The following is a 24,342-nucleotide window of genomic DNA, read 5'->3' on the forward strand; positions in this document are numbered from 1 at the left end:
CTTTTTTATTTATTTTAAAGGTTTTTAGATGAGTAAATAAGGTTGATACGACGTATATTGTCGCTTTAAGTATGTAAACGTTAATACAGTTTTTGTGACATACACATGAAATATTACAATTTGAATTGTAATATCCTCAAATTTAAAAAATAGCACACAGTTGATTACATATTGAATTTAAAAGATTTTTAATAAAATCAAATGTGAATTATCAAATATCATAAAAGCGTCATAAAGCTGTAACTTATTTGTCATATTTTAAAATCAAAATGCAATTATCCGAAAAGTACTACACAACAAGAAGTGGTGTACTTCAAAATTGCAGTTTATTTAAGAGAGAAAAGAATGCGCATTAATCACATCGCACTTGCATTAGCAGTTTCAGGGGCAGCAGTATCAGCAAATGCTCGTGATACCATCCAAATCGCTGGTTCTTCTACTGTACTTCCTTATGCGAGTATTGTTGCTGAAGAATTTGGTAACACTTTCCCTCAATTTAAGGCACCTGTAGTTGGCTCAGGCGGTAGTTCTGCTGGTCTTAAACAGTTCTGTTCAGGTGTAGGCGATAACACAATTGATATCGCAAATGCTTCACGTAAAATTAAAGATACTGAAATCGCAGCGTGTAAAAAAGCTGGCGTAAACAAAGTCCAAGAAATAAAAATCGGTTATGACGGTATCGTTTTTGCTTCAAATGCAAGTAAAGCAGCTTATAAATTACGTCCACAACACGTATTTGCAGCCCTAGCAGCTGAATTACCATCAAATGGTAAATTGGTACCAAACCCATATACACGTTGGAACCAAATTGATAAATCGCTTCCAAATGAGCCAATTACTTTAGTTGTTCCAGCTTCTAACCACGGTACACGTGAAGTGTTCCAAGAGAAAATGGTTGAAGCAGGTTGCGAAACTTACGATTACTTCAAAAAGTTAGACAAAGATGCACAGAAAAAAGCATGTTCTAACTTCCGTAAAGACGGTAAAGTAATTGAAATTGCTGGTGATTATACTGAAACTCTAGCACGTTTAAAAACATCTCCAAGTGCGGTAGGTGTATTTGGCTTAGGTTTCTATGACCAAAACAAAGATAAATTACGTGTTGCGACAGTGAACAACGTTGTTCCTTCTGAGCAAACTGTTTTAAATGGTACTTACCCTGTATCTCGTCCTTTATACTTCTATGTAAAAGGTGAACACTTACAGTCAATCAAAGGCTTAAAAGAATATACTGAATACTTCCTTAACAAGAAGGTATCTGGTAAAGGTTCTAAGTTAGACAAAGCTGGTTTGATTTCATTGTCAGATGCTGAACGTGCAAAAGTATTAGCTGGTTTTAAAGCTGGTAAATAATAAAACCGCAATAATGGAGCTGATGGTGGGTGACTACCATCGGCTTTCCTTGCTAAGTAGAGTTTTTTCAAAGCATTGAAATTGAAAAAACGGTGGAGAATACATGAATCTGCTACTCATTGGCGTGTTATTGGCTTTAATCGCTATCGCATATCAAATCGGGCTACGAAAAAGCCGAAGCCTAGCAGGTAAGGGAAATAACACTGCAATTTTACATTCGCGTCCTGGCTACTATGGCTCTTTGGTGGCGTTGTGGTGTGGAATCCCAGCTTTTTTAATTTTGATTGTTTGGAATTTGGTAGAACCAAGTGTTTTACAACATCTAATTTTAAAAAATGTTCCAGCAACTGTTGCTTCATCGCTAGATACAGCTGGGGTAGATGTACTGGTAGATCGTATTAAAGCAATTGCCTCTGGCTTTGGTGTGACAGATACGCCAGCAGCTTATGAGGTTGCAGCTGCTGAACAACTCTCAAAATTTGAAAGAATTGGCTCGTTTGCAAAGTTTGCTGTGGTAACGTGTGCTGCGATCCTTGGATTGATTTGGGCAAGAAAAAGAATTAGTCAACAATTTCGTGCACGTAACGAAGTTGAAAAAACTATTAATGTTGTTTTGATCCTCTGTTCTGGTGTCGCGATTCTCACAACTGTGGGTATTGTGATGTCGATGTTCAGTGAAGCGATGCACTTTTTCCAGTTTGTAAGTCCAATCGACTTCTTCTTTGGTACAGAGTGGAATCCTGGGTTTAGTACTTCAGGAAATGCCGAAGGAAGTTATGGTTTGCTACCATTACTTTGGGGAACACTCATGGTCAGTGGTATTGCACTACTGGTTGCTGTTCCACTGGGTCTAATGATTGCAATTTATCTTGCTGAATATGCTTCACCTCGATTCCGTTCATGGGCAAAGCCAACAATTGAAGTTTTAGCGGGTATTCCAACCATTGTTTATGGTGTTTTTGCCATGATGGTGCTTGGTCCAATCTTCAAATCAATTGGTGATTCTATTGGCGTTGAAGTTAATGCGACTAGCGCACTAACAGCGGGTTTTGCAATGGGGATTATGATTATCCCATTTGTATCTTCTTTATCAGATGACATTATTACTCAAGTGCCGCGAGCTTTGCGTGATGGTTCGTTAGGTTTAGGTGCAACCAAATCTGAAACTATTCGCCAAGTGGTTCTCCCAGCTGCCTTACCAGGTATTACTGGTGCATTCTTACTCGCAGTATCTCGTGCGATAGGTGAAACCATGATTGTAGTACTCGCTGCTGGTAATAGTCCATTGTTACATATCAATCCACTTGAAGCTGTTTCCACAGTAACAGTAACGATTGTAAAACAATTAACAGGTGATACAGACTTTGCAAGTCCGCAGGCATTAGTTGCATTTGCACTGGGTTTAACTTTATTTACCATTACATTGTGTTTAAACATTGTCGCACTTTATATTGTGCGTAAATATCGTGAGCAATACGAATGAGTACATCAAATACATCTCCTGTGGATCAAAATGTATTTGATCCTCAAGCCGCTGCTGAGTTGCGAGAAAAACGTAAAGCTAAAATTGCTAGCTCATTGTCAAAACGCCATCGTAAAGAAAAGACCTTCCGTATTGCTGGCTTTTCAGCAGTGATTACTGGCTTGGCATTTGTAGCAATCTTATTTGGAAGTATTTTATACAAAGGGTTGCCAGCATTTTGGCAAGCAAGCATGACTGTACCTGTATATTTTGATCCCGCTATGATTGATGCAGGACCAAAACCAACGCAAAAAGTAGGGGAGTCTCCTGCTGTTTTTCAAGAGCGTTATGTAGACTGGCAAACTAAAATGGGTATGGTTGATTGGGATGCCTTGATTGTAAATGCAATCATTGCAAAAGATCCTACACTTGAAAGCCGTCGAGATGATCTTTCGGGTGTTTACACCAGCTCAGAAGCTTATCGTATCCGTGATATGGTCTTCAAAGATCCTGCATTGATTGGTAAAACAGTCGAACTCAACTTCCTTGCTGATGCTAATATTGATGTTTGGTTAGCAGGTCATATCGATCGTTCATTACCTGATGAGCAACAACAACTTAGCCCAGAAGTACGTCAACTTTCAGATGATTTGGCCGCAAAAGGGATTATTAACCGAACTTTTAACACACAAATGTTCACTAACCCTGATTCACGAAGTTCACCTGCAACAGCAGGTTTAGCAGGTGCATTTATGGGTTCATTGTTCATGATGTTAATTGTGATTGCGATTTCTATTCCATTGGGCGTGGCAAGTGCGATCTATCTCGAAGAGTTTGCACCAAAAAACTTTATCACAGACATTATTGAGGTAAACATCAATAACCTTGCAGCGGTTCCATCGATTGTATTTGGATTATTGGGCGCTGCCATTTTTATTGGTTGGATGCATTTGCCTATATCCGCACCTTTGGTCGGTGGTTTGGTATTAAGTTTAATGACCTTGCCTACAGTAATTATCACCACTCGTGCATCACTGAAAGCAGTACCTCCATCAATTCGTCAAGCGGCGTTAGGTATAGGTGCTTCTCGTTTACAAACAGTATTCCACCATGTATTGCCTTTGGCTCTGCCAGGGATTATGACAGGTGCGATTATTGGTATTGCTCATGCATTGGGTGAAACAGCACCATTACTCTTAATTGGTATGAGTGCTTTCGTTGCAAATATTCCAGTATCTCCATTAGACCAATCTACGGCTTTACCTGTTCAAGTTTACTTATGGCAAGGTAATGAATTACGTAACTTCTTCGAAGGGCGTACGGCTGCAGCCATCATTGTGTTATTGGCACTCATGGTCGGTCTAAACAGCTTTGCAATTTGGTTACGTAAGAAATTTGAAGTTCGCTGGTAAAAGAGGGCAGAATAGAGATGAATACTGTAGAAACTAAAAATTCCTTAAGACAGGATACAACCGTGAATTCTGAACAATCTCAATTTACATCGACTGACAGTAAGCAAAAGCAAGCAAGCACTTCTTTTGTATCCCAGTTTGAGTCTTCGACGCCGAAGAAAGAAAAAAATACAACTGTGAAAATTAGTGCTGAAGATGTGCATGTTTACTATGGTGAAGCTGAAGCGATTAAGGGTATTGATCTTCAAGTTTATGAAAATGAAGTGATTGCATTTATTGGTCCATCAGGTTGTGGTAAATCAACATTTTTACGCACCTTAAACCGTATGAATGATACGATTGATACTTGTCGTGTAACAGGTAAAGTGCGTTTAGATAATCAAGATATTTATGATCCAAATCTAGATGTTGTATTGCTTCGTGCTCAAGTCGGAATGGTATTTCAAAAACCAAACCCGTTTCCTAAATCAATTTTTGATAATGTTGCTTATGGGCCTAAACTACATGGTTTAGCCAAAGATAAGTATGATTTAGAAGAGATTGTTGAAAATAGTTTGCGTAAAGCAGGTTTGTGGGATGAAGTTAAAGATCGTTTAAGTCAGCCAGGCACAGGTCTTTCTGGTGGTCAGCAACAACGTTTGTGTATTGCGCGAACAATTGCTGTAAGCCCAGACGTGATTTTAATGGATGAACCATGTTCTGCACTTGATCCGATTGCGACAGCAAAAGTTGAGGAGTTAATCTCTGAGCTTTCTGCACAATATACAATCGCAATTGTAACCCACTCCATGCAACAAGCAGCACGTGTCTCTGACCGTACAGCCTACTTTCATTTAGGAGACTTAATCGAAGTGAACTCTACAGAGAAAGTCTTTACTCAACCAGATCACCAATTGACTGAAGCTTATATTACTGGTCGTTTTGGTTAAGTCGAGCACTGATTAAGTCCAGTTTAGTTGTGAAATTAAAGAGCCGTAAGGCTCTTTTTCTATAGATAAAGCATATAAAAATTTGAGACAATGAATTAAATTTATGAGAATGGTAGATAAAAAAATTAAAAACCTAAGCTGCCAAATAATAAATTGATTGTCTAAATCTTTTCTTTGTTGGGTGCTGAAATAGGGATGTAATGCAGTTTTAGTTAAGTCTAGTATTTTTTAATAAAACCAATTTAATAAGAATGGGTAAGGCTAAATAATTTAAGAGGTAGGAATAGATGAGCTATGCGTTCGTATTTCAATATAAGTGCCATGAAATAAATGCTTAATTATTTGAGCTTATAAGAGCGGGAAATTAGACAAAGGCTTTTTTAAGACATACATCATTTTAAACTTTGTGTATTAAACATATTTTTCAGTTAGGGCTTTATTTTATATGCGAATAGCAGTTGATTGTTATTTGTAATTTTCTGAGCTATTCATAGTTGCTTTATATAAAAAAGGAGCTCAAAAGCTCCTTCTTATTACCAAGATTGCTTATAGTATGTTTTTAATCGATTGGATCTTCACGATGTTGTTCAACTGCTTTAGCGTCATAGTGTGCTTTACTCGGATGAGCGAATGCAGCAGCCAGTTTGTCTTTGTCTAAAGCATTGTCCCAACGTGCCACAACAATCGTTGCACACGCATTACCGACTAAATTGGTCAGTGCACGGCATTCAGACATAAAGCGGTCAATACCTAGAATTAAAGCCATACCTGCAACAGGAACTGCAGGAACAACAGATAATGTGGCTGCTAATGTAATAAATCCAGCACCTGTAACACCAGCAGCGCCTTTAGAGCTTAGCATTGCAACGAGCAATAATAAGATTTGGTCTTGAATACTCAAATCGATATTGCAGGCTTGTGCAATAAAGAGCGCCGCCATCGTCATATAGATGTTGGTACCATCTAGGTTAAATGAATAACCAGTAGGAATAACCAAGCCGACTACGGATTTTTCGCAGCCTGCTTTTTCCATTTTACGCATCAATGATGGAAGTGCGGCTTCAGATGAACTGGTCCCTAAAACTAACCATAATTCATCTTTGATATAGCGAATTAGATCTGTAATTCTAAATCCATTGTAGCGCGCCACTGCACCCAAAATAACCAAAATAAAGAGTAAGGCCGTGATATAGAACGTCATAATCAAAAGTAAAAGATTTCCAATACTTTCAATACCATACTTACCAATTGTAAATGCCATTGCACCAAAAGCACCAATCGGAGCAAATTTCATCAGCATTCCAACTAAATGGAATACAGGTGCTGTAAGGTTGTTTAAGAAGTCTACAATCGGTTGACCTTTTTCGCCTACCGCAGCTAAGGATAAACCAAATAATACGGCAACAAATAGAACTTGTAGAATATCACCACTGGTTAATGGGCTAACGATGGTTGTTGGAAGAATATTCAGCAAGAAGTCGACAATCGAAGCGTCATGTGCTTTTTCAGCGTACTCAACAACTTTCTCTGATTTTAATGATGTAGGGTCAATATTTAAACCTTGTCCTGGTTTAATAATATTGGCAACAATCATCCCGACGATTAATGCGAGTGTAGAGAATGTTAGGAAATAAAGCATCGCTTTACCGGTTACTCGTCCTACAGTTCCCATATGTTTCATGCCTGATATTCCAGTGACAACCGTCAAGAAAATAACAGGTGCAATAATCATTTTGACCAGTTTAATAAATGCATCACCTAATGGTTTTAAACTTGCACCAATATCTGGCCAAAAGTGTCCAAGAAGGATACCAAGTACAATGGCAAAAATAACCTGAACATAGAGGATTTGATAAAACTTTTGTTTTTTAGGGGGTAGGTGTTCATCGTGTGAGGAGATATCCATACTCAATCCTTATCCTTGATGTTGATAAAATTAAACATTTTTTAAAGAAATGACATGCAAATGTTCATAAATTTTAAAAATGTAATTATTCTTTTTAACGTGTTGATTTTAAATAGTTTAATCAAAATAACAAATATGTTATTTAGATAAAAAGAGCTGCTAAATAAGCTAATATAAATTTTAAAAATGTGTGATATATGTTTATTTGTATTATTCGTTTGATATAAACATGTCTATGTTTTTTTATGTGAATTTGTCATAAGAAAAGCCAGCAAAAGTTCTACTAAGTGGCATTTGGCTTATTTTCAAGATAAAGTCGCTGAATATAATGAAATCATCAAAGCTTAACTTAGATGTAAAAACTATTAATAAAATCTTAATTTATTCACGATGTGCATCTTTACTCGAATTTTAATGCGTTTTAAAGTATAAAAAAAAGCTATATTATTCATAACTTAAATTTGGTTATTGTATTTTCAAAAGTCTTAATAAGACCGACTTTTATACTTTATATAGCCTAAGTGAGTTTAGCTTTGTCGAATTTTTCAAAAAGTGTATTGAAATTTACCTGATCCGTCCGCATCTTATTAGAAAAGCATTTCCTCAAATATTCGAGATTATAAATTCTATGTTATTCCATTTACCTAAAGTACCCGCAGAACTTCGCATTAGTCATTTAAATGCTCGAATTAATGAGCAAAGAAAAAGAATTGCTCAGTCTACTGCATCGAAATTGGAACTGTTTCAACTGACTCAACAGTTTGTAAAAGAAGCTCGTATACGTAAAAAGAATAATCAAAAAATCTATGTATTGGATTTTAAAGGAGATGTACAAGCTTCAGCGGTTGAGAATTTACGAGAAGAAATTACCTTAATTCTTGCGACAGCAAAAGCAGGGCGTGATCGTGTCATCGTACGTTTAGAAAGCCCAGGTGGTATGGTGCATGGTTATGGTCTTGCAGCTGCACAATTAGTTCGTTTACGTGATGCAGGCTTTAATCTGACGATTTGTGTGGATAAAGTAGCTGCGAGTGGCGGTTATATGATGGCATGTATCGCAAGTGAAATCGTCTCTGCACCTTTTGCTGTGGTTGGTTCGATTGGTGTTGTTGCTCAAGTGCCCAATTTTAATAGACTGTTGAAAGAGCATCATGTTGATTTTGAGCTATATACTGCTGGTCAGTTTAAACGTACTGTGACGATGTTTGGTGAAAACACTCCAGAAGGTAAAGCAAAATTTGAAGAAGAGTTACAACAAACACATCAATTATTTAAGCATTTTGTTGAAAAATATCGCCCACAACTCAATGTGGAAAAAGTTGCTACAGGTGAACATTGGTATGGTGAAGATGCGCGTAATTTAAATTTAGTGGATAAATTGCAAACTTCAGATGAATATTTGCTGAGCTTACTGCCACAACATGATGTATATGTGATTCAAACACGTCGTAAGCCAACACTTGGCGAGAAGTTAGGTTTGCAGGCTGCACAAATGGCAGATGCCTTAATTCCATCTGTCGTGAATAAATTGATGAGTGAGATCACCAAGCTAAATTCTTCTTTACCGATGTTTAAAGACGATAAATTCTAAGTTTTAATTGTTTATTGACAACCTAAAGAGTAATTGGTGAAAGCTGATTACTCTTTTTTTATAGAAAAGTCTTTTCTTTATTCGCAAAAATGCTCAGAAAAAATGACCTCATGTGGTCATGACAAGTCCGTAAAAAATGATTAGCATGCTAGGGATCATAAAATCAAAAACTCAGATTGAAAGGAATACAAGACATGTTGGCATATGATGCAGATTTAGAACTTTTTCGTGATAACTTTAAACGTTTTATGAGTGAACACGTTGCTCCATTTTATGAGCAATGGGAAAAAGAAGGTTTAATGCCACGTTCAGTATGGTCATTATTGGGTGAAAATGGCTATCTTTGTGTGGATGTGCCTGAAGCGTATGGTGGTTACGGCGTTCCAACTGAATATTCATTGATGTTAGTTGAAGAGTCTGCACGTGCAGGCTATGGTGCCTTGTCTACCGCAATTTCATGTCATTCAGAAATAGCAGCTCCTTATATTTTGCATATTGCCAACGAAGAACAAAAACAATACTGGTTACCGAAAATGGTGTCAGGTGAAGTGGTGGGCGCAATAGGGATGACGGAACCGGGCGCGGGTTCAGACTTACAAGGGATGCGTAGTAGTGCAATTTTAAATGGTGACCATTATATTTTGAATGGTTCTAAAACGTTTATTTCAAATGGTCAGCATGCAGATTTAGTGGTATTGGCAGCAAAAACTGATCCACAAGCGCGTGCAAAAGGTGTGTCACTTTTATTGGTTGATACACATCTAGATGGATTTAAAAAGGGCACCAACCTCGATAAAATTGGTTTGCATTCGCAAGATACCTCAGAACTGTTCTTTGATAATGTTAAAGTTCCAGCAAATCAATTGTTAGGTACCGCAGGTCAAGGTTTTGCCTATTTGATGCAAGAGTTACCTCGTGAACGTACTGCAATTGCAGCAACGGCACTTGGTGCAATTCGTGGTGCAATCGATATTACCACTCAGTATGTACAGGAACGTCAAGCATTTGGTCAGAAAATTGGCAGCTTCCAAAATACGCGTTTTGTTTTGGCTCAAGCAAAAATTGATGAGTTGGCAACAGCAGCATTCTATAACCAAAATTTAGCTTTATATAAACAAAGTAAATTGGATGTTGAAACAGCAGCGGCTTTAAAAAGTTTTAGTACTGATATGCAGATGAAAATCATCGATAGCTTGTTACAACTGTTTGGTGGTTATGGCTATATGACGGAATATCCAATTTCTCGTTTCTTTGTAGATGCACGTATTCAGCGTATTTATGGTGGAACAAATGAAATCATGAAAGAAATCGTGGCGCGTGGCATCATTGGTCGATAATGCATAAATAAATAGCAACGATAAAGTATTCAAATAAAAAACCTTCTTTATTTAAAGAAGGTTTTTTATTATCAAGGTTTAAGGATTAAGCACTTAATACATTTAAACATTCATTGATAAAGATAGGTAACTCAAAAGTTGAACGTGAAGAAATATATAAATTGTTGTCGTTTACCACTTCGCGATCAAAAACCACAGCGCCAGCTTCTTTAAGTTCTTTGAGGATATCTTCAATTGAGGTTAAGCGCCGTCCAATGGCAATTTGTGCATCGATAAGCAAATGGCTACTGTAACAACATAAAAAAATAGGTTTTTGCGCATTGGCAAAATTACGTAAAAAATCAATAAAGCGTTCATCTTCTTTAAGATGATAAGGGGAATAGCCACCCGGAATCATCAGCGCATCAAAATCCCGAACAGAGATTTCATCAATGCCTAAATCTATACTGACCGAAGATTTTCTTTGTTTGCTATACACAATATTCCCCGCAGACTTTTCAATATTGCGCACAGAATGGCTTGCAGCTCGAAAAGCTTCAACGGGATGATGATATTCCGCATCTTCGAAATCATGGGTAATGAGAACAGCGATTTTTTTATTCATATTCTATGACTCGAAATGCGCTTATGCTTTTTATCATAGAGCGCAATGTTTAAAATTCTATAGCTGCTTTGTAATTCATTTTGTGGTCAGAAAATTTATAAAGTGATGACATTTTATTCAATATATAAGTTGGAAGTGAAACATTGAAAAATGCACTATTGCCCAACAAATTAAACTGAACTATTGTTATACTGTCAGTGGTCTAAAACATAGACTTCTCGTAATTCTCGACTTTAAAGGGCGACATAACAATGATCAACGATGATCAAAAAACGACTTCTCTAGATCTTGCTCAAATCCGTGAAGATATTGACTCTGTAGATCAGCAAATCCAACAACTTATCAATCGCCGTGCAAAACTGGCCGAATCAGTTGCTAAAGCAAAATTTGCAGCAGAAGAGAATCCGTTATTTTATCGTCCTGAACGTGAAGCACAGGTTTTACGTCAAGTTATGGAGCGCAATGAAGGGCCATTGTCAGATCAAACCATGGCACGTTTATTCCGTGAAATTATGTCTGCATGTTTGGCACTTGAAGCACCACAAAGTATTGCATTTTTAGGTCCAGTCGGCACTTATACACATTCTGCTGTATTAAAACATTTTGGTCAGGATGCTGTGGTTCGTCCACTACCAACGATCGATGAAGTGTTCCGTGAAGTTGAAGCGAGCAGTGCACATTATGGTTTAGTTCCAGTTGAAAACTCATCTGAAGGTGTAGTCAACCATACTTTAGACTGTTTTAAAGCATCACATTTAAATGTGATTGGTGAAGTTGAATTGCGTATTCATCACCAATTCCTGATTTCTTCAAATACCCGTAAAGACAGTATTAAACAAATTTATGCACATCAACAAACCCTTGCGCAATGTCGTAAGTGGTTGGATGCACATTATCCGGGTGTAGAACGTGTAGCTTTAAGCTCAAATGCAGAGGCTGCTCGCCGTATACGCAATGAATGGCATTCAGCAGCAATTGCATCTGATGTGGCTGCAAGTATTTACGACTTAGAGGTTCTCCACGGCAATATTGAAGATAATCCTGAAAATACCACACGATTCTTGGTCATTGGTCGTGAAAAAGTACCACAAAGTGGCAATGATAAAACCTCATTACTGATTTCAGCACATGACCGTGCAGGGGCTTTATTGGAAATTCTTGCACCATTTGCAAAACACAACATTAGTTTGACCAGTATTGAAACCCGTCCAGCATTACCTGAAAAATGGGCTTATGTATTCTTCATTGATCTTGAAGGTCATGTGGAACAGGACAATGTTAAAGCGGCGATTGAAGATATTCGCCCACTGGTTAAAGAAGTACGTGTACTGGGTTCATATCCGATTGCTGTGCTTTGATGTCGTTGTGAAATAGGTAGTTCAAAATCGTTATGTCACAACCTTTATTTAAAAAAGTTGCTTTTATTGGACTTGGATTGATTGGTTCAAGTCTAGCCCGTGTGATTGCAGCGGAACATCTTGCTGAAAATGTTGTTGCATCAACACGCTCAAAAAAAACATTGGAAGATGCAAAAGCTTTAGGAATTATTTCTGCGGGTTTTAGTGATCCTGTAGACGCTGTAAAAGATGCAGATTTAATCGTTCTGGCTTTACCCGTTCGCGCGACACAGAAAGTACTTGAAACGATTCAAGCTTATGTTTCTGAAAATGCCATCATTACCGATGTCGGAAGTACCAAAGGGAATGTGGTGGCTGCGGCACATGCTGTTTATGGTGAAAATCTTCCTGTAGGTTTTGTACCTGGTCATCCAATTGCTGGCGCAGAACATACAGGTGTCCATGCCGGTAAAGTTGACTTGTTTGTAAATCATAAAGTGATCCTAACGCCGTTGCCGACTAGTGCTGATTGGGCAGTTGAAAAACTGATTCAGCTTTGGCAGGCTGCAAAAGCTGAAGTCATTTGTATGGATGTGGACAAACATGATGAAGTGTTGGCACATACCAGTCATTTACCGCATCTGATGGCATTTAATCTGGTCGAACAGCTTGCAAATCGTGAAGATAACCTAGATATTTTCCGTTATGCCGCTGGAGGTTTTCGTGACTTCTCACGTATTGCTGCCAGTGATCCGCAGATGTGGCATGATATATTTTTTGCCAATAAAACAGCCATATTGAAAGCAGTTGATGGTTTTGAAACGCAACTTGCGACATTACGTCAACTGATTGAAGATGAGAATTCACAAGCCCTGATGGGATTGCTAGGACATGCACAAGCGGCACGACAGCATTTCAATCATATGCTCGCCAATAAACCTTTGATGGAGAAAAATAAGGTGACACAACAATTTACCATTTTGCCGGGTGAGAAGACATTTAAAGGTAAATTTACCGTGCCGGGTGACAAGTCAGTGTCACATCGTTCCATCATGTTTGGTGCAATCGCTGAAGGTACAACCCATGTTACAGGTTTCCTAGAAGGTGAAGATGCTTTAGCAACACTTCAAGCATTTCGTGATATGGGTGTCAGTATTGAAGGCCCTAAAAATGGTGAAGTGATCATACATGGTGTGGGTATTCATGGTTTAAAAGCACCCAAAACGGCACTGTACATGGGTAATTCTGGTACATCGATGCGTTTGCTTTCAGGCATGCTTTCAGCACAACAGTTTGACTCTGTGATGACGGGTGATGCGTCTTTGTCTAAGCGTCCAATGGAGCGTATTGCAAAACCTTTACGTGAAATGGGTGCGCAAATTCAAACCACGGGTGAACGTGGTACTCCGCCTGTTTCTATCACTGGCGCTCAAGCACTGAAAGGGATTCATTACGATTTGCCAATGGCATCTGCGCAAGTCAAATCTGGAATTTTATTGGCAGGTCTATGGGCAGAGGGAGAAACCTCTGTGACTGAACCTGAACCAACCCGTGACCATACTGAGCGTATGTTACGTGCTTTTGGTTATGCTGTGAAAACGGAAGGTAACCATATTTCACTACAAGGTGGTGGCAAGTTGGTTGGGACAGAGATTCAAGTGCCTTCTGATATTTCTTCTGCTGCATTTTTTATGGTGGGTGCTGCCATTACTGAAGGTTCAGATATTACCCTTGAAGCTGTTGGGATTAATCCAACTCGTACAGGTGTAATCGAAATCCTTAAGCAAATGGGTGCAGACTTAACTGTTGAAAATGAACGAATTGCAGGCGGTGAGCCGATTGCTGATATACGTATCCGTGGTACCCGTACACTGAAAGGCATTCATATGCCTGAAGATCAAGTACCGTTGGCAATTGATGAGTTTCCATCTTTGTTTATTGCTGCTGCATGTGCTGAAGGGAAAACGGTGTTAACAGGTGCTGCCGAATTACGGGTTAAAGAGTCTGATCGTATCCAAGTGATGGCAGATGGTTTAAAAACCATGGGGATTGATTGTACGCCAACTGATGATGGCATCATCATTGAAGGAAAAGGTAAATCGGGCGACTGGTCTGCTATTTTCTCTGGCGGTGAAATTGAATCGCACCATGACCATCGTATTGCAATGAGTTTTTCGATGGCGGGTTTACGTAACTCTGGCGAGATTAAGATTATTGGCACTGAAACAGTAGCAACAAGTTTCCCCACATTTACTGAACTCACCAATCAGGCGGGGCTTCAGATTGAAGTCACGGAATAAATCAGTCCTTGTCTAATATTTGTATAATTAATTAAAAACAGCCAAGCAAATGCTTGGCTGTTTTGTTTATATTGCTTATTCTAAAACCATACAACTATAAAGCCTTTTGGATGAAGCAATGAGAACATTACAATTTACAGCAAACTGTGAGAATCATATTAACAGTCACAACCATGGTGAAAATGTATGTTATGTCACTCAGGAATATGTGACGACTTTGTTGTTAAAACAACTGTCTCAATATGGCTTTAAAGCGGAAACAACATACTCCGATGAAGACCTTGCTGTCAGCGTAGAAAATCATCCAATTGGTTTGGGGGTTAATTGTCATTTAAATGATCAAGGATTATTAACTTGTGAAATTTCAGCCCATGCTGATGAAGAACAAGCATGGTTTAAGAAGATTGCAACCCAGAGCATGATTAAGCAATTGGCAAATGCTGTAGAAAATACATTAAAAGAAGATGATGCGTTTAGTGGATTTGAATGGAAAGTATAAGCAGGGCTAAAGAAGATACTTATGCAATTACAAACATTTATCAATAAATTTTCAGTAGATCAGGCGGGAAACACAGTAAGCCCTGAAACTGTAAAAAAATATCAAGCATATTTACCTGAAGCGCTCTTAGAGCTTTGGCAAAATCATGGTTTTGGCTTCTATGGTAATGGTTTGCTACAGATCATTAACCCTGAGCTTTATCAAGATGTACTTTGGTCATGGTTAATGAAAGATCAACCTGATATGACCCGATTACCCATTGCTATTTCGGCATTTGGTTTGGTGTTTTATTATCGTTTATTAAGCGAAGATGGCGATGAGGATGTATCCTTTATCGACCCGCACAACTCGGATATTGGGGTAACAGCTTGGTCATTAACAGATTTTTTTAATGACTGGATTTGTGATGATGAGATCATTGAGCAATTTTTAGAAAAATCAGCCTTAGTAAAGGCGCAAACTCAATATGGTAAATTAACTGATAATCAAATGTATTGTTATCTTCCTGCACTGAGATTGGGTGGGCGTGCCAGTGATCTCAATTTAGATAAGGGTGATGCTGCCACACATTTAGATTTTTTATATCAACTTGCTGTGAATAACTGATTTAAAAATCATTCAAAATAGATGCTTAGAAATGACAGTTTGATTGAGATAAAACTGTCATTTCTATTATGAATTAAATTATGCTATTACTCGACACGTAACCATGTTTGGCTACGACCTACTGCTGAAATACCTAAATATCCACGAAGAAATAGTTTCTTGCCATTTGGGCTGACTTTACCTTTTAAGCGATAGATTTTACCTGAAACTGGGTCAATAATTTTCCCATCAGTATAACTCACATGATCATCTGTCTTTAGCCCAGAGATTACCTGTAAGCCAATAATTGGCTTGTTGGTATAAGGTGCAGGGCAATTGGTGCAAAATTCTTTTGGAGTGTAGCCTGGGCGTGGTGTTGCTTTTAATGCTGTACCCGCATAAGTACCGTTACTTTGTTTTTCAATTTTAACCAGTCCCTTTGCTTCACCAGTTTTGTCATCGATATAACGCCAAGTTCCCACGATATCTTCTGCAAAAGTTGTCGATGTTAAAAATGCGATACATGCTGTCCCCAATAAAACTCTCATCATTTCCCTTATTCCTTAAGTGGGTATTTTTTACTTTAAAATCATACTTATTTAAGGCGTTGATTATATAATGAATAGTTGGGTCATTTATTTACATAATGTGCCAATAAGTATGAAATTTAAAATGAATTGGCACATAAAGATAAGCAATTGATGAGCTTGTAAACTGGATTTAGCATAGCTGAAGCTTATGTGCTGACACTCACCTTAAAAATATCATTGATTGCTTCAAAGTGAATTTCACAATCTAAGAATTTTTGAATCATTTCAGCTTGTGTCGAGGTGTGTTCACTGACAACTTGAGCAGTAAACTCACCACCTTTACCTAAAGCTAAAGGTAATAAAAGTTGGTCTGCTAGATATTCGTCAGCCACAGCATCGCAAGCTAAAAAGGATTTAACTTCTTTGGCTAAATCATGCGCTACTTTTTCTGCACTTTTCTTCATTTCACCTAACGCAGAAAATACTTGTTGATGGTGTTGGTAATCTAACACCACAAAAGCTGTATTCCCTTGACTAATCCCTTGAAAATTTAGTCTATTACGTTGGCTTAAGCTCAATTTGTTATGTAAGACTTCCAGTTCACGATCCGCAATATTCTGTTGAATATTTAAGGCAGCGGCATAGCCACGTATTTCCAGTAATTTGCCTTTATCTAATACTGAATATTCAAGCTTATCTATCCAAGGATAAGTAGTAATATTGATTTGACCCGCACCAATTGGAAAGAAACCAGCACGTTCACATTCAAAATCAACCTTTATTCCAAGTTTATGAAGAGCAGGTAGAAAACAAGACTCTATGAAATCTGCAGTCGGTGCCATTGGATTATGTGTTCCGCCGTGGATACTGATGTGACTGATTTCATTTTGCATCATCAGTGCAGGCAGTAGTGTTTGTAAAACCAATACTGTGCTACCGGCTGAACCAATATGAAAATCATATTTACCCGCCTGAACTTGTTGGGGCTGAAAATATAATTTTTGTGAATGTAGTTCAGCACCTTCCACAATGGCATTACTGATGCGTTGTGATGCTTGTATACAGACTAAATGCTGTCGCATTAAGCCCGGCTTTTTGCGCCCTGCACGAATATTCACAAGCTCAAATGGAATACCCGTTAACATAGACAATGAAAGGGCAGTTCTTAAAATTTGCCCTCCACCTTCGCCTTGTGAGCCATCAATTTGGATGGTTTTATTTTTTACTAATGTGTTCATTTTGTTCTTCATCATTTCTTTCTAAATCATTCGGTTTTCGAACATGTTTTAAAAACCGTAATTCACTTACACCATATTGTTGATAATTATCTTGTGCTTCTGCTAATGAGATTGCATTTGCACCACTTTTTGAATTTGGATGAATATTTTGTACAGGATCATCTTCCCAAAAACAAACTGGACAAATCTCAAAGTCAAAATTACCCGAAGGTTGATCTCTCGTGTAATGATGACAACAAGAACAAGGGTAATTCATTAAAAATTCCAAAAAGGGGTGAACATACTGTCAGTGCATGGTGATGCTCAGTGCATTGTAACTTTGCTTTCACAAAGGTTGGCCTTGTACGTAGTGATGGGTTGATTTGTGCTTAAAGTTTTAAGCTAACCCGCTCGCTCATCAAGCCACTACACCTTATTTTCAATCCTGTGTTGTGGAGGTAGGGGATCTTGCACTCGCCCAGTATGTTCGGGTTTTCTCAAATGACGAATCACTTGAGAAAAGGTGAAATATATTGTCAGTACGTGGTAATGCTGTGTGAATAGTCACTCTGATTCACAAAGGTTTAAGTGATGATAGGTGATGGATTTGATTGGTGTGTTTCCGCTCTAAATCCGCTTCGCTGTCATTACCCAAAAATGATGCTGACTTTTATTTCAATCTATACAGCCTTAGATCTTGTACTCGCCCAATATATTTCGAGATCTGATAGGGTAAAGCCCTATCAAAGCTTTTAAATGATGGCTTTAAACGTCAAGTAAATCAACTTGCCAATTGGTGGCTTGTATCAATACATTCAAGTCGCGTAATTTGGCACTGATATCATCGGATTGTTTTTGCAAGGATGATACTGGAATGACCTTATGCCATTTGATTTCACGTGTGCTATAGCGGTCAGGCTCACGTTGTGTGTTGCTGATGGCAGACGTTAAAATTTTATGGCGCTCCACAAGCTCATCACGTTGAGTAAGTAAAGCCAATAATGAACGACCATCTGTTAATTTTGCCAAAGCATTGGTTTGATGAATGGCATAAACAAGTTTTTGGGATTCTTGAGTTAATGCAAATACTTGCTTTAATAACTCATTTGGATCCTCGGATGGCTCATCACCGTCTTGTACCAATACGTTCGCATTGATACGTTGTTTCAATGAAGCGAGTTTCTTTTGTTGATCGCTTCGTAATAAGAGTGCTTCTGCAAGTTTCATTTTATTTTCCTTATCGCTTTTAATAGTCAATAAATATTTAACACAACGATTTCATATAAAGTTTGCTGGGGTAGTGTATCAACTGGGATTGATCCGGCAAATTCGATAACATCTTCTAAAGTTTGATTTTCATGCCAAGTGGTCATGAAATTATAATCATCGTCTTTAGGTAGATCATAATTACAAAATTCTAAATAAGAATAATCCAATGCATCATCCCAAATTGAACATTCATGGCTCCAAGCTAAAGCCCAATAGCATTGTTTAGATTTTACAATCCAATCACTGCATTGATTGCGCCAATCATTAGTTACATTGTTGTTATGTATTGCTAGCACAACAATGTATGGCTCTTGTGGTAATTCAAGATGGATTGCTTGATTAGCCAAAAGATCGTAATGACTGATCTTGATTTGTTTAGAGCGATCCATTGGCATTACTCACATTCAATTAGGAGGAATTTGTGAAAGACAAAAGCTTTATGATATATAAGTCCTTTTTCAATCCATACATCATATGAAAAAGAGTGAATATTTCGTTGTAAGGCTATAATCTCATTTCTCCAGATACAAATATCTCCATGCTTTATCTGTTTGGACTCACTCAAATACCGTTGTAAAACCAAAGTTTTTTTAAAGGGATCACTTAATCTTTTAAATTGATAAGCAACCATATAGTAAAGCAGATACTTAAAATAATTCTGCTTATTGCATTTGTGGTCTACTGCTAGTTCCAGAAAAAGTAATAATTCATCTTTCCAGACCAAGTATAAATCCCATTCAGTCGTAGGCAGATATGTATCCGAAAATGCCCATGCTCGAATTTCAGTTATGCTCGGATTGGAGATGTTGGTTATCACTATATTATCCCTTTACACAAACAACCTGACTTAAGGTATAAACCACTTCCACCAAATCACTTTGTGCTTTCATCACATCTTCAATTGGCTTATACGCAGATGGAATCTCATCAATCACGGCTGCATCTTTACGGCATTCCACACCTTTGGTTTGTTCAATCTGATCTTCCACAGTAAACAACTTTTTTGCCGCAGTACGGCTATGTACACGACCAGCCCCATGCGAACATGAACAGAAAGACTCCTGATTTCCCTTACCTTTGACAATAAAAGACTTGGCACCCATTGAACCCGGAATAATTCCATACTCACCCAAACGGGCACGTACAGCACCTTTACGTGTTACCAGTACTTCCTGACCAAAGTGTTCTTCTTTATCCACATAATTATGGTGGCAATTAACGGCTTCAACTTTGGCATTAAATGGTTTGTTGATGATGATTCGTAAAGCTTGAACCGCTGCTTCCATCATTAACTCACGGTTTTTCATGGCAAATCGTTGTGCCCAACCCACTGCAAACCAATAATCATCAAAGTGTTCAGTCCCTTCCACTAAATAAGCTAAATCTTTATCAGGCAGATTAATAAAGTGCTTTTGCATATCTTTACGTGCAAGCTCAATAAAGTGGTTACCAATCGCATTTCCAACACCACGAGAACCTGAGTGCAACATAATCCATACTTGTTGATGCTCATCTAAACAGACTTCAACAAAATGGTTTCCTGTTCCCAAAGTACCCAACTGTTTATGGTTGTTGGTATTTTTCAAACGGGGATGCTTGGCACAGATATATTCAAAATCAGTCACCAACTCAGCCCAAGCCTGATCAACACGTGCAGTAGGTGTATCCCATGAACCTTGGTCACGACGACCACGACCTTTGGTCATACCATGCGGAATTAAACGTTCAAGTTCGGTACGCAGTGCGTATAAGTTATCTGGTAAATCTGATGCGCTTAGCGAAGTACGTGCAGCCATCATTCCACAGCCAATATCTACACCGACCGCAGCAGGGATGATTGCGCCTTTGGTTGGAATTACACTTCCAATCGTTGCTCCGATTCCTACATGTACATCTGGCATTACTGCCATCCATTTATAAATAAAAGGCATTTGTGCTGTTTTTAATAATTGGTCTTTCGATTTCTCATCGACAGGGACACCTTTGGTCCACATTTTTATAGGAACACCTTTAGCATCCTGAATTACGTTATAAGTACGTTCCTGCGCTAAGGAAGTTTGTTTTTCGATTTGTTCTGTGACTAACATCGTCATTGCTTTGATCCTTTTCAAAACCTGCCTGCCAAGCGGTTGCAGGCAGGTGATATTTATATACATCTCATGATGTATGCTCTATATATTGCAGAGAGTGTGCCAACTTTGTTTTTTAATTGATTTTGGTTTATAAGATATTGATTTTTAATAAATAGATAAATTTAAATTTTATTTAAAATGTATATTTTAAAAAAACTATGCTAATTTAAATATTATTTTAGATAGTAATTTATCTATTTTTATATTTTAAATGAAATATAAAACAACCAATTCCTAGACATAATAAGAAAAGTAGGCTAAAACCAATTGAAAAGATGAGGCTTATTTTAGAGCCTTGTAAATAGGCAAATAAAGTGATTGAAAATATTAGGCTATAAATACTACTAAGGAAATATCTTCCGCAATGTGGTGCAAATTTAGTTGTAAAATAGCCGAGCCAAATAGCTATTGGGAATGTTGATATAATTGAAAAATAATAAATTTTTGAGCAGGTTGGGATATCTTCTTGCTGGAAACCGCAACCCAAAGTGAGTGAAAGCAAAAAAATGACGTAGAAGAAAAATAAGAATATAAAAATTACTAAAGGAAATAAGAGGAAAGCAAACCAAGTACGCATTGTTATTATTCAGGATATTTATCATGTTACAGATTATAGTATGAAATCTAGTTTGGGAGAATTTCTTCTCCCAAACTAGATTTGATGAAATTTGTGAATCTTAATTTTTGTTCATATCCCATATTGTATTATCATCAGTTGGTTGATAATGTTCTTCGATATGGATTTTTAACCTCAGTGCGAGAGGATCATCTTCTAGGATTTGACTATGCCCATGTAAAAGTTTCAGTTCGCTTTTTTTACGACTTTTACTTGGCGGTTTTTCATGATAGTTCTGGCATTTCTTATACCAGTGGTTAGTTTCTAAATAGTACTTTTTGACTCTTAGTTTCTCTAAAGCAAGATCAAGATTGTTATCGTCAACAATAACTTGTATAGACATGATTTGCGTTTTACAGACTGACACCTGTCTTTGGTTTTAAGTTGAGACTCCAAGCTAGCAAATTTTTTGTTGATTCACAAGCATCGCTTTTAAACATGATAAGTTTAAAAAGAAAAGCAGCCACAAACGTTAAGATTGGATATTGTGAGTGAACACGATAGGAGGGTTTAAACCCTGCACTAAGGCGTTACCATGTAATCCAATTTATATTCGTGACTGCTTATCGTGTAAATCTATTTATTATAATGAGAGTACATCAACAAAAGGCTGAAGACAGTCGTGGCTCTACCAACTGAGCTACTGTATCTTGTTATACAGGGTGGTATCGAAGCACCGACAAACGCGTAATGTAGTCCTCAAAGCATTTGATCTACTTTCATTATTGCTTATACAAGATCAAAAAAGTTGGTGTTGGATATGTGCAGTACCCGAAATACTGTGCGTGAGATCGTGATGTAATCCAACAGGCATTTGATCGTTTAAACATAGGTCAAAGCCCATCAACAAATTTGATTATAAGACAAACAATTCACCGCTTTTGCTTTAAGCGACTGTATGTATATACAGCAGAGGAATCTAACCTCTGATCTGTGAATTCTAATGTAGTCCTATGCGTATTTGATGGACTGATGACCCCAGTATATTTTCATATACTGCCCTACAAGTGAATCAACAAGTTTTTCAAAGACGTTCGTGCCTTACCGCTTGGCGACCATCATCGAAATGATGGGGTGGATTCGAACCACCGATGACGTCAATTTTAAGATGTAGTCCTTGAAGCATTTGATTCTTTTACTGCTTTGCATAAACAAAATGTTAAAGACGTTTCGTTGCTCTATCCAACTGAGCTACTTTTCAAACTTGCAAAAGCGTGAAAAGGGTGGATTTGAACCACCGACCTACGCATTAAAGATGTAGTCCTTAACGCATTTTATGCGATGTATTTTGCCAACAAAGGTGTCGATAAAACATCAATTATTCAAAGTAATGTAGTTCTATCTGCATTTGGCAATTTCTTACTTAGCACAACAATTAAATATAGAAACAGCATAATCTTGAAATGTAGTTCCTATGGCATTTGTGCTTTTTATCTAACCCAGTCTTATCAAGTGTGGACATTGTTAAATGTAAACACTTGAAGAGACTCGATCAAATTTGTTTATACATTCAACTTGCATAAAGCTGAGTTTGTGTAATATCTATTTTTTCAATTTCGTTTACCCAATGATCTGCATGCATTTCATTTTTGGCAAAACTTTCAATCAGTTGAAATACCGTATCGGAAAACCCACCGACATTCATCACATCGCTATGTTCAGGCATTTGCGTAGTGGTATAGGGTTGCAGATCAACACACACCAGTTTTGCATCTGGGTTATGCTGTTTTAGCTGTTTCCAATAATGCATCATCCCAGTTTTTCGGTGTGATCTTGGAACTTGATCTGCCCATGATTCATTATCAGAGAAGAAAATTACCATATCAACTTTGGCATTTTCTTTCACTAACAGTTCCAAAGGCTTAGAGCAATCAGTTCCTCCACCACACATGCTGGCAAACTTTTTAGCCAAAGCAAAAATATCAATTTCTGAATTTTGCTGTTTTCCAAAATGTTTTCGTTTTAAATATTCCTGTACTTTGCTGAAATTGGATAATTGACGAACTTCAGTATCAAACGGCATCAAACGAATATTTGAATTTACATATTTAAATGCACTAGCAAATAATGCAGCAGCATCTACGCAACGTAACTGAGAGGTTGCACCCTGACGATAACCTGTCACAGAACTTGACATCGAACCGGAAACATCAATCGCAATCACCACATTTCCTTCAAGTTTCGGTACATTGGCGATGGCACGCTGCATAGCAAACTTTAGCGCATTGGCAATTTCATGTGGCATATCCTCTGCAAGTGCTGACCAAGCCATCATCAATTGATATGGAAATACTCGACTTTTGGCTATGGCTTGCTCATCCATCAATTTATCGGCAATGATTTTTGTCATTCCTTTGATTTTAAAAACATCATGGCGTAAGAAGGTATTTAAGTTCATACGTAGCATTTGCCAAGAACCATTTTTTGCAATTTCGGCCCATTGTTTCGCATTCAAATTTAAATTGGTTAGAAGCTGCATCGGTACTTTAGGTACTTGTGTTGCTGTTCCCAATCGAAACTCTTCCAATGCCTGCACTTGAGTCGGTAATTGGACAAGTTGGTATTCTTTTCCTAAGACATAGGCAAAAAAAGCATCGTGTTGAACTGTCTTTGGTTTTGGATGAGTCATTTTTAATACATCGGCAAGTGAAGGGCTGTTTCCAATATTGGCCGCAATCAATTGTTGATCCGATGCTGAAAGAATCCATTTATTGACCATACGTTTCGGTAATGAACCTAATGACTTACGACCAATCATTCCAGAGCGCATGATTTGAACAAAATTTCTCAACTGTTTTCCATTATCAATAATCAAAGGAAAAACTTGCTTAAATAATTCTGCATCAAGTTCAGAAAGTAAAGCCAATAACACTACAGGTGTATCTTTCATATGTGCCTTTTGGCGTGCATAAATTGCAGTTTTAGCCACAAATTCAGGCTCTACTTCAAGCGCTAGGTTTAGAATATTATCAAGTTGCACTTGTGCATTTTGATAAAAGGTCTGATTCAGTGTACCTGTTGCAGCAAGCTGCGCTAATGCGGCACGAGATTTTAATTTATATGCGCGACCACCAGCTTCGTTGTATTCAATGGTTTTTGGTTTTGCCTGTTGTTTAGAGGCAAAAATTGTCTTGTTCGCCATGACAGCATCCTCAATTGATTTTTTAATTTCTTGAGATGGATATTGCAGAGAGTGTGCCAATTTTTGTTTTTGGAATGAAATTTTATTCTTAAGTGACTGATTTTATAAGTTTAAAAATTTA

Annotated in this window: 20 protein-coding genes; 10 read left to right on the forward strand and 10 right to left on the reverse strand. The window is 37.7% G+C overall.

Features of this window, described 5'->3' with window-relative positions; all coding sequences use genetic code 11:
• Positions 1-345 precede the first annotated feature (345 nt).
• The 4 genes from AC4CVF_RS04960 (at position 346) to pstB (ending at position 5,156) form a co-directional block, all read left to right on the forward strand.
• On the forward strand, positions 346-1,353 hold the full coding sequence (locus tag AC4CVF_RS04960; RefSeq protein WP_419359514.1) for a substrate-binding domain-containing protein: 1,008 nt from the start codon (positions 346-348) through the stop codon (positions 1,351-1,353).
• A 103-nt stretch (positions 1,354-1,456) separates the two neighbouring features.
• The gene (pstC, locus tag AC4CVF_RS04965; protein ID WP_490789036.1) at positions 1,457-2,836 is read left to right on the forward strand and encodes a phosphate ABC transporter permease subunit PstC; all 1,380 of its coding nucleotides are present in this window, start codon (positions 1,457-1,459) and stop codon (positions 2,834-2,836) included.
• Positions 2,833-4,227, forward strand: a complete 1,395-nt coding sequence (gene pstA, locus AC4CVF_RS04970) for a phosphate ABC transporter permease PstA (RefSeq protein ID WP_419327736.1) — start codon at positions 2,833-2,835, stop codon at positions 4,225-4,227. Before pstC ends, pstA begins: the two co-directional genes overlap by 4 nt.
• Before the next feature lie 17 nt (positions 4,228-4,244).
• Positions 4,245-5,156: a phosphate ABC transporter ATP-binding protein PstB gene (pstB, locus tag AC4CVF_RS04975; protein ID WP_336954409.1), complete on the forward strand. Its 912-nt coding sequence runs from the start codon at positions 4,245-4,247 to the stop codon at positions 5,154-5,156.
• 559 nt (positions 5,157-5,715) lie between these two features.
• Here the strand turns inward: pstB and AC4CVF_RS04980 are convergent.
• The gene (locus AC4CVF_RS04980) at positions 5,716-7,062 is read right to left on the reverse strand and encodes a dicarboxylate/amino acid:cation symporter (RefSeq protein WP_004719230.1); all 1,347 of its coding nucleotides are present in this window, start codon (positions 7,060-7,062) and stop codon (positions 5,716-5,718) included.
• A gap of 619 nt (positions 7,063-7,681) precedes the next feature.
• Here AC4CVF_RS04980 and sohB point away from each other — a divergent pair.
• Together sohB and AC4CVF_RS04990 are read left to right on the forward strand one after the other, a co-directional pair.
• Positions 7,682-8,653, forward strand: a complete 972-nt coding sequence (gene sohB / locus AC4CVF_RS04985; protein WP_336954479.1) for a protease SohB — start codon at positions 7,682-7,684, stop codon at positions 8,651-8,653.
• A gap of 194 nt (positions 8,654-8,847) precedes the next feature.
• Entirely contained in the window at positions 8,848-9,990 is a 1,143-nt protein-coding gene (locus tag AC4CVF_RS04990; RefSeq protein ID WP_490789037.1) for an acyl-CoA dehydrogenase family protein, read from the forward strand.
• 85 nt (positions 9,991-10,075) lie between these two features.
• Here AC4CVF_RS04990 and AC4CVF_RS04995 read toward each other — a convergent pair whose 3' ends face one another.
• Positions 10,076-10,594 (reverse strand): DJ-1/PfpI/YhbO family deglycase/protease, encoded by a 519-nt coding sequence (locus AC4CVF_RS04995; protein ID WP_336954410.1) that lies wholly within the window; start codon positions 10,592-10,594, stop codon positions 10,076-10,078.
• 251 nt (positions 10,595-10,845) lie between these two features.
• Between AC4CVF_RS04995 and pheA the strand changes: the two genes are divergently transcribed.
• From pheA to AC4CVF_RS05015, 4 genes are all read left to right on the forward strand, one after another.
• On the forward strand, positions 10,846-11,952 hold the full coding sequence (pheA, locus tag AC4CVF_RS05000) for a prephenate dehydratase (protein ID WP_419327737.1): 1,107 nt from the start codon (positions 10,846-10,848) through the stop codon (positions 11,950-11,952).
• 32 nt (positions 11,953-11,984) lie between these two features.
• On the forward strand, positions 11,985-14,231 hold the full coding sequence (locus tag AC4CVF_RS05005) for a bifunctional prephenate dehydrogenase/3-phosphoshikimate 1-carboxyvinyltransferase (protein ID WP_419820259.1): 2,247 nt from the start codon (positions 11,985-11,987) through the stop codon (positions 14,229-14,231).
• Positions 14,232-14,349: 118 nt separating this feature from the next.
• Positions 14,350-14,730: a hypothetical protein gene (locus tag AC4CVF_RS05010; protein WP_490789038.1), complete on the forward strand. Its 381-nt coding sequence runs from the start codon at positions 14,350-14,352 to the stop codon at positions 14,728-14,730.
• A 21-nt stretch (positions 14,731-14,751) separates the two neighbouring features.
• Complete coding sequence (locus AC4CVF_RS05015; RefSeq protein WP_490789039.1) at positions 14,752-15,336, forward strand: GAD-like domain-containing protein; 585 nt, start codon at positions 14,752-14,754, stop codon at positions 15,334-15,336.
• Between the two features lie 86 nt (positions 15,337-15,422).
• On the opposite strand, the gene AC4CVF_RS05020 is transcribed toward AC4CVF_RS05015, so the two are convergent.
• The 8 genes from AC4CVF_RS05020 to AC4CVF_RS05055 form a co-directional block, all read right to left on the reverse strand.
• Entirely contained in the window at positions 15,423-15,866 is a 444-nt protein-coding gene (locus tag AC4CVF_RS05020) for a DUF2147 domain-containing protein (RefSeq protein WP_336954415.1), read from the reverse strand.
• 185 nt (positions 15,867-16,051) lie between these two features.
• The gene (gene rtcA / locus AC4CVF_RS05025; RefSeq protein WP_490789040.1) at positions 16,052-17,083 is read right to left on the reverse strand and encodes an RNA 3'-terminal phosphate cyclase; all 1,032 of its coding nucleotides are present in this window, start codon (positions 17,081-17,083) and stop codon (positions 16,052-16,054) included.
• Positions 17,061-17,339, reverse strand: coding sequence for a CPCC family cysteine-rich protein (locus AC4CVF_RS05030; RefSeq protein WP_051671060.1), 279 nt, complete (start codon positions 17,337-17,339; stop codon positions 17,061-17,063). The genes rtcA and AC4CVF_RS05030 overlap by 23 nt, the downstream gene beginning before the upstream one ends.
• A gap of 488 nt (positions 17,340-17,827) precedes the next feature.
• Positions 17,828-18,289, reverse strand: a complete 462-nt coding sequence (locus AC4CVF_RS05035) for a DIP1984 family protein (RefSeq protein ID WP_004822548.1) — start codon at positions 18,287-18,289, stop codon at positions 17,828-17,830.
• 26 nt (positions 18,290-18,315) lie between these two features.
• Positions 18,316-18,720, reverse strand: a complete 405-nt coding sequence (locus AC4CVF_RS05040) for a DUF7684 family protein (protein ID WP_490789041.1) — start codon at positions 18,718-18,720, stop codon at positions 18,316-18,318.
• 432 nt (positions 18,721-19,152) lie between these two features.
• Entirely contained in the window at positions 19,153-20,418 is a 1,266-nt protein-coding gene (locus AC4CVF_RS05045) for an RtcB family protein (protein ID WP_209828613.1), read from the reverse strand.
• 722 nt (positions 20,419-21,140) lie between these two features.
• Entirely contained in the window at positions 21,141-21,422 is a 282-nt protein-coding gene (locus AC4CVF_RS05050) for a hypothetical protein (protein ID WP_224963817.1), read from the reverse strand.
• A 1,167-nt stretch (positions 21,423-22,589) separates the two neighbouring features.
• On the reverse strand, positions 22,590-24,221 hold the full coding sequence (locus AC4CVF_RS05055; protein ID WP_490789042.1) for a TROVE domain-containing protein: 1,632 nt from the start codon (positions 24,219-24,221) through the stop codon (positions 22,590-22,592).
• Positions 24,222-24,342: the final 121 nt, after the last annotated feature.

This window comes from Acinetobacter sp. LipI_19 (assembly GCF_058242925.1).